The organism is Caballeronia sp. (assembly GCF_028292365.1).
In the GTDB taxonomy this organism is placed as follows: Bacteria; Pseudomonadota; Gammaproteobacteria; order Burkholderiales; family Burkholderiaceae; genus Caballeronia.
The window spans coordinates 1-6,870 of sequence record NZ_JAQGMM010000468.1; the positions used below are offsets into that span (position 1 = coordinate 1).

At 60.7% G+C, this 6,870-nt stretch carries 7 protein-coding genes; 5 read left to right on the plus strand and 2 right to left on the minus strand.

The annotated features are described in order from the left end of the window. The first annotated feature begins 2 nt into the window (after positions 1–2). The 3 genes from JWR14_RS27305 to JWR14_RS27315 are packed head-to-tail and all read left to right on the plus strand — an operon-like array spanning position 3 to position 2,656. On the plus strand, positions 3–1,148 hold the full coding sequence (locus JWR14_RS27305; RefSeq protein ID WP_299714943.1) for a COX15/CtaA family protein: 1,146 nt from the start codon (positions 3–5) through the stop codon (positions 1,146–1,148). A gap of 6 nt (positions 1,149–1,154) precedes the next feature. Next, positions 1,155–2,060: a heme o synthase gene (cyoE, locus tag JWR14_RS27310; protein ID WP_299714945.1), complete on the plus strand. Its 906-nt coding sequence runs from the start codon at positions 1,155–1,157 to the stop codon at positions 2,058–2,060. Beyond that, a complete protein-coding gene (locus tag JWR14_RS27315; protein WP_299714948.1) occupies positions 2,057–2,656 on the plus strand; it encodes an SCO family protein in 600 nt (199 codons plus the stop codon). The genes cyoE and JWR14_RS27315 overlap by 4 nt, the downstream gene beginning before the upstream one ends. Positions 2,657–2,795: 139 nt before the next feature. Here the strand turns inward: JWR14_RS27315 and JWR14_RS27320 are convergent, their stop codons facing one another. After that, positions 2,796–3,086 (minus strand): YciI family protein, encoded by a 291-nt coding sequence (locus tag JWR14_RS27320; protein WP_299714951.1) that lies wholly within the window; start codon positions 3,084–3,086, stop codon positions 2,796–2,798. A 68-nt stretch (positions 3,087–3,154) separates the two neighbouring features. After that, positions 3,155–4,066 (minus strand): bifunctional helix-turn-helix transcriptional regulator/GNAT family N-acetyltransferase, encoded by a 912-nt coding sequence (locus tag JWR14_RS27325; protein ID WP_299714954.1) that lies wholly within the window; start codon positions 4,064–4,066, stop codon positions 3,155–3,157. A 675-nt stretch (positions 4,067–4,741) separates the two neighbouring features. Here JWR14_RS27325 and nagA point away from each other — a divergent pair. Both nagA and JWR14_RS27335 read left to right on the plus strand, forming a co-directional pair. Then, on the plus strand, positions 4,742–5,845 hold the full coding sequence (gene nagA / locus JWR14_RS27330; RefSeq protein WP_299714957.1) for an N-acetylglucosamine-6-phosphate deacetylase: 1,104 nt from the start codon (positions 4,742–4,744) through the stop codon (positions 5,843–5,845). Next, positions 5,838–6,845, plus strand: coding sequence for an SIS domain-containing protein (locus JWR14_RS27335; RefSeq protein WP_299714960.1), 1,008 nt, complete (start codon positions 5,838–5,840; stop codon positions 6,843–6,845). Before nagA ends, JWR14_RS27335 begins: the two co-directional genes overlap by 8 nt. The last annotated feature ends 25 nt before the right edge of the window (positions 6,846–6,870 follow it).

A 6,870-nucleotide genomic window follows, 5' to 3' on the forward strand; every position in this document is an offset into this window, starting at 1 on the left:
GCATGACTTACGTTTTACAACTCGGGTTGATCGGCATCTGCATTGCGTTGTTGCCGCTTTCGTACGTGTGGGTGAAAGCCGACGACAACAAATTTCGCAAGCTCGTCTGGCTCACCACCTTCCTGACACTCGATCTCGTGATGTTCGGCGGTTTTACGCGTCTCACCGATTCGGGTCTCGGTTGTCCTGACTGGCCGGGTTGTTATGGCACGTCGTCGCCGTTTATTGCGCATGCTGCCATCAACGCCGCTTATCAGGCGATGCCGACGGGACCGGTGAGTATCGGCAAGGCGTGGATCGAAATGATCCATCGCTATTTCGCCATGGCGATCGGTGTGTTGATCATTGCGCAGGTCCTGATTGCATGGGCGGCGCGTTTCAAGCGCCGTCCGCTGCACGTGTCGCCCTGGTGGCCGACGGCCATCCTGATGCTGATCGTGGTTCAGGGAGCGTTCGGCGCGTGGACGGTCACCATGAAGCTGCAGCCGGTGATTGTGACCACGCATCTGTTGCTCGGGCTGGCGTTGCTCGGCTCGCTCGGCTGGCTGGCTGCGCGCCTGACGCCGATTCCGGCTATCGATCCCGCCGCCGCCCGCTGGTTGCCCGCGGCGCTCGTCGGCTTATTACTGCTGGTGGTCCAGATCGCGCTGGGCGGCTGGGTCAGCACGAATTACGCGGTGCTCGCCTGCACGGACTTCCCGCTGTGCAACGGCGCATGGATCCCGCCGATGAACTTCGAGCACGGTTTCCACCTGTGGCGGGCGCTCGGCATGACCGGCGACGGCGATGTCATCTCGCAGGATGCGCTCGTCGCGATTCACTGGACCCACAGGACCTTCGCGATTGTTGTCGTGCTATACACGTTGTGGCTCGCGGCGAAGCTGCGGCGATTTGAGTCGTTGAGAAAACCCGCCAACGGCATCATGATCGTGATCGTCGTGCAGTTCCTGACGGGATTGTCGAACATCCTGCTGCAGTGGCCGCTGCCTATCGCCGTGGCCCACAACGGCGGGGCGGCCATCCTTTTGCTCTTGCTCGTTATGGTAAACTTTCGAATCTCTTCCAGCCGTCCCGGCCACGTTGTGGGGTCGTCTGCCACCGTCCCGCGCGAGCCCGTTCCCGCATCACTTCCGCGCCAAGCTCCGTGAGTTTCTATGGACAGCACGACACTGATTTCCCCTTCCGGTAACCGCCTCTCGCAGTACATTGCGTTGACCAAACCGCGCGTGACTCAACTCGCGGTTTTCTGCGCGGTGATCGGCATGTTCCTGGCCACACCGGGCATGGTGCCGTGGACTGTGCTGATTGGCGGAACGGTGGGCATCTGGTTGCTGGCGGGGGCCGCGTTCGCCATCAACTGCCTGATGGAACAAAAGATCGATGCCATGATGCGCCGCACCGCGTGGCGTCCGTCCGCACGCGGCGAGATCACGCCGGCTCAGATCCTGCTGTTTTCAGCGGTGCTCGGCGGCGCGGGCATGTGGACGCTCTACACGTTCACGAACGGGCTGACCATGTGGCTGACCATTGCCACGTTTGTCGGCTATGCGGTGATTTATACGTGTTTGCTGAAACCCGCAACGCCGCAGAACATCGTGATTGGCGGCGCGTCGGGCGCCATGCCACCGGCGCTTGGGTGGGCAGCCGTCACCGGCCACGTACCCGGGGACGCATGGATTCTTGTCCTGATCATCTTCGTGTGGACGCCGCCGCACTTTTGGGCGCTGGCGCTGTACAGGCGCAAGGACTACGAGAACGCCGGCTTGCCCATGCTGCCGAACACGCACGGCGAGAAATACACGCGCCTGCATATCCTTTTGTACACGGTGATCCTGTTTGCCGTGACCATGATGCCGTTTATCTCTGGCATGAGCGGCGTGCTCTATCTGGCGTCGGCCGTTGTGCTCAGCGGAATGTTCGTCGGTTATGCGTGGAAGATTTATCGTGAATACTCCGATGCTCTCGCGCGCAAGACCTTCCGGTTCTCCATCGTGTATTTGTCGCTGCTGTTCGGCGCGCTGCTAGTGGATCATTACGTGCGGACGGTGATCGGTTTATGAAGTTTTCAGTTCGGGGAATCGCTGTCTGGTTGGGATTCATTTTGGCCGCCGCGCTGCTCGCAGGATGTGACAGTAAGCCGGCGTTCACAAATCTCGACATCACGGGCAATACACAGTTCGGCAGCGATTTTTCGTTGCCCGACACCAGTGGCAAGCCGCGCACGCTCGGTGATTTCAAGGGCAAGGCCGTGGTGCTGTTCTTCGGCTATACGCATTGCCCGGACGTGTGCCCGACCACGCTCGCTGAACTTTCACAGGCAATCGCAAAACTCGGCGACGACGGCAAGCGCGTTCAAGTGCTGATGGTTACCGTCGATCCCGCCCGCGATACAGCGCCATTGCTGGGTGAATACGTGTCGGCGTTTAGCACGGCGTTCATCGGGTTGCGTCCTGCTGACACGGCGGAGCTTGTCAAGATCACGAAGGATTTTCGCGTGTATTACGCGCAGGTTCCGGGCAAGGCGGCGGGCGATTACACAATGGACCATACGGCCGCGAGTTACGTGTTCGACCCGCAAGGGAAACTCAGGTTGTTCGCACGCGACGGGCAGGGCGTGGATACCTGGGTACATGACCTGAAGTTGTTGCTCGATTAAAGTTGTTGCCTGATAAAGCGGGCGCTTGCTATGAGTGGCGCCAAGGCCGTTTCAACTTACGTTGAAACGGCCTTTTTCGTGGGTGATGCCCATTGATTCCCGCTGCACCTCGTCGAAGATCATCGATCGCAAATCACCCTCACGGCAACTGCGGCAAATTCAGTCCGGGTGCGAGCCGCGTGGCATTGAATTCGATGATGTCGTAGTGCACGAGCCGTTGCTGCGAGAACGGGTCCTCCGCAATAATCGCGTCAAGCCGGTCGCGGTCCATGGCCACCGCAAGGATAACGCCGCCGTCGCGCGGTACTTTGGGCCCCGCGATAACAAACGCGCCTGCGTCGAACTGACGTTGAAGATAGAGGCGATGAGCGTCGAGCGCGTCGTCGATTTCAGCGAGCGCGCCGGTGTAGCGTAGGTGGATGACGTACATGAGCGATTTCAAGCGATGAAGAACGGGCCTCAATCTTAAGCCCACGCAGCCGCCACGGCGCGCACGCTTTAAAAGGTGCGGGGCTCTTTCAAGCGCTTTTCCCATTCCCCTTGGCCGTTCAGTTCCTCGAAACCGAACGGACGGAGAAGAGGGGCAAGCGGTGCCGGGCTCACATCGGTCGTGCAGACGATGCGGTCATATCCGGCCTCAGTGGCAAACGTCACGCACGCGCGGACCAAACGGCGGGCAATACCGCCTCGCTTCACACCCGGTTCCATGAACAACGCCGAAAGCCGTGCATTCCCGGCCGACACGCCGATCAGCAGGCTCGCGCCTACGCTGACGCCGTCGCACTCGGCGATCCAGCAGCCATTGCGTAGCGGATCGGGTGCGGTCAGGTAGTCCGCTACGATCATCGCCGTACGCGTTTCCCGCTCATGTTGCGCTTGCATTCCACCGGAGGCGAGTTGCGCCTCACGCTCGACGATCCAGCCAAAATCACCCGGTCGCGGCCCACGCAGTTGAACGCGTGGCACGTCGCCGTTCGGCCCTAGCAGGCGTTGGACACAACCCATGGAGGCAAGCAACTGTGCGCCTTCGTCTGGCGTCATTGCGTTGAGCGTGGCCGAAACGTCGTCGCGCACGTGCGTGCTTACCGCGGCCAGCGTCGTTTCTCCGGCCGTGGTCAATGAAACCCGGTTGCAGCGGGCGTCGCCGGAAAATGGCTGCCGCTCGATCAATCCGGCGCCTTCGAATTGCGTCAGCATCCGGCTCAGATAACCGGTATCGAGCCCGAGCGTGCGCGCGATATCCGCCGCCGTGCACGTACCGGCGTGCATGACGGCAAACAGCACACGCATTTCTGTCAGCGACAGCGCGCTGTGCTCGACCAACTCATGTGGCGCCCTGACGTGGCGCGTATAAAACCATTGGAAGCGGCGCACCGCGTCCGTCAGGCCGTCGTTCATGGAATTGTCCATATCCGCCTCGTTCTCTCGTTTTTATGCCGTTCACCGTTTCCCCCAGTGAATCGATCGAGGCTATTGTGCCGATAAAAAGCATGATCGTGCAGAAAAGCGTTGCCGGTACCTCTTGTGGCGGTCGCAGGGCGTCTATAGTGTGTAGACCAGCAGCGATGAAGTGGGCTGCAATTCGAGGGTAATTACCGATACTAAAACTCCTGTGAAATTAATTCGAGATACGTTCAACCTATTGATAATTAACAAGTTTGTGCGAATAGGAGCATTTGATTTTGAAAATTGACTGGTATTATTTTGGTTATATAATGGGCTCGCCAAAGATGGCGGCTTCGTGACCATTCCTATGCACATTCGATCAGTCAAACGATCGTAAAAATTGGTCGCAAAGTGGCAATCGAGGTGTCTGGCTAGCGCCCTGTTCTTGCGTTATCAGTGCATCAGGCATCGCGCCAGAGTCCTTCCACTACCGGACCGGCGAGACGTCGAAACAGACGTCGAAAAACAATTCCAGAAGCGAAACCGCCATCGCGGGAAGTCACCGGGGAAACGTTTCATCGGCGACTTTCGGCCTGCTCGCAGCGGGTGCGAAGGTTGATGGAGCTTCGTCATGCGCACAGCGCGCGCTGCCAGACGCGCCCAATGCGCGTTAAGCGGCACGTTTCACGAGAGAGATTCATGCTGAAAGGAAACATCCTGACGACCGACGGCTGGATATACGGCTCGGTCGAGTTTGCGAACGGACGGGTGACCGCGCTCGAAGGCGCACGCGTGGACCCGAAGACCAACGATGCGCCGTACATCTTGCCGGGATTTGTTGACTGTCACGTGCATGGCGGCGGCGGCGCGGACATCATGGAAGGCGGCGACGCCGCGAATATCGTTGCGCGCGAACACGCGAAGCACGGCACCACCAGCATGCTCGCCACCACCATGACCGCTCCACGCGACGAACTCATGGCGGTCGTAAAAGGCCTGGGCGAACAATCCATCCGTCGCGCGTCCGGTGGCGCGCGCGTGCTTGGCGTGCATCTGGAAGGTCCCTATATCAATCCGGGCAAGCTCGGCGCGCAACCTGATGCGGCCGCGGTTGCCGTGCGCGACGAGGTGCTGAAGTACCTGTCGCTCGCGCCCATCCGCGTGGTCACAATCGCGCCGGAAATCTCCGGGCATATTGAAGTGATCCAGGAAATGGCGGCGCGCGGCGTGCGCGTGCAAGTGGGCCATTCGCTTGCTACTTATGACGACGCCGTCAATGCGCTCAAACACGGCGCCCGCGGCTTCACACACCTGTTCAACGCCATGTCGCCGCTGCATCACCGCGATCCCGGCGTGGTCGGCGCGGCGCTCGCGCATGCCGAGTATGCCGAACTGATTCCCGATCTCATACACGTGCATCCCGGTGCGATCCGCGCCGCGCTGCGCGCCATTCCGCGCCTTTACGTGGTTACCGACAGCACTTCGGCGGCCGGCATGCCCGACGGCGAATATCGCCTGGGCAGCCAGCACGTCACGAAGTGCATGGGCGGCGTGCGTCTTGCCGACGGCACGCTCGCCGGCAGCACGCTGACCATGGATCAGGCGCTGCGCAATCTTGTCTCCATCGGCTTGCCGATAGCGGACGTTTCCAATCGCCTGTCACGCTATGCCGCCGATTATCTCGGCCTTGAGGACAGAGGCCGGATCGCGCGTGGCGCGTGGGCGGACCTCGTTGTTTTCGATCGCGAACTTGCGCTGACGGCTACTTATGTAGAAGGTGAATCAATTGTCGAATATGCTTGACGAGGCACTGGCCTCCGCCGAAGTGGTGGTCGCCCAGCTCGCCGATACTTCACACATCGAAGCACTCGCCGCACGGCTCGCCGAAGAACCGCGGCACGTTGCGCTGACCGTTGCGCGTGGTTCATCGGATCACGCCGCAAGTTACTTCGCAGGCCTGACCATGAGCCGTATCGGCGTGCCGGTTGCGTCGTTGCCTATGTCGGTAGCGACCTTGCAGCAAGCACCGTTGCGCGTCAAAGGCCAACTGGCCGTGGCCTTCTCGCAGTCCGGAAAAAGTCCCGACCTGATCGGCACGATGCAAGCTTTGCGTGCCGCCGGCGCGCTGACCGTGGCCGCTGTGAACGCGCCCGGTTCGCCGCTCGCCGAAGCGTGTGAATGGAATCTGCCGCTACTCGCCGGCCCGGAATTGTCGGTGGCTGCGACCAAAAGTTATATCGCGATGCTGTCGCTGTCGGCGATCGTGATTGCGCACGTGCAGAAAGACGTCGAACTGCTGAGCGCGCTGAAAACACTGCCGGACGCATTACGTGCCGCGGGCAAGCTCGACTGGTCGCACGCTGTCGATGAACTGAAGAACGTTGACCGCATGATCGTGATCGGCCGTGGACTTGGTCTCGCGATTGCCCAGGAAGCGGCGCTCAAGCTGAAGGAAACATCGGGCATCCAGGCCGAAGCGTTTTCGAGTGCAGAAGTGCGGCATGGTCCGATGGAACTCATCGGCCAGGACTACCCGCTGCTGGTGTTCGCACCGCGCGGTCCGGAACAGGCTGGTTTGATCCAGCTTGCCCGCGACATGCGCGCGCGCGGCGCTCGCGTGCTGCTTGCCGCGCCCGCAGACATTCCCGAAGCGACGTTGCCGCTCGTCGAGACTGCGCATTTCGCGCTCGACCCGATCGCTGCAATCCTGTCGTTCTATGTGATGGCCGATGCCCTGGCTGCCGCGCGCGGGCGTAATCCCGACGCGCCGCGCCATCTGGCCAAAGTCACCGAAACCCGTTAATCGAGAGTCATCCGATGCGCCGTGC